This is a genomic window from Bacillus siamensis KCTC 13613, from assembly GCF_000262045.1.
In the GTDB taxonomy this organism is placed as follows: domain Bacteria; phylum Bacillota; class Bacilli; order Bacillales; family Bacillaceae; genus Bacillus; species Bacillus siamensis.
Genome location: NZ_AJVF01000003.1, coordinates 1 through 267, shown reverse-complemented (window position 1 = coordinate 267; position 267 = coordinate 1). Strand labels below are relative to the sequence as shown.

Annotated in this window: 1 protein-coding gene; it reads right to left on the bottom strand. The window is 58.8% G+C overall.

The window, feature by feature from the left end; translation table 11 throughout:
• The coding region (locus tag Y79_RS01000000119835; protein WP_032864724.1) for an AMP-binding protein at positions 1-267 on the bottom strand (267 nt) is incomplete at both ends.

Below are 267 nucleotides of genomic sequence, written 5' to 3'. Positions count from 1 at the left end.
AAGTCCGCGGCCTGCCACGCACAATTCACCGGCAATGCCTTCCGGCTGCACCTGATCGCCGTCACCGAGAATATACGCTCTCGTATTGGCAATCGCCCGTCCGATCGAAAGCGATCCTTCCTCCGGATTGATGACGCCGCTTGTCGCGACGACGGTGTTCTCCGTCGGCCCGTAGTTGTTGACGATCGTGTACGGCTGTTTCATCGCCCGCTTCAGCTTGTCGCCTCCGACGAGAAGCATGCGGAGAGAGGTATTTTCCAGCTCCAT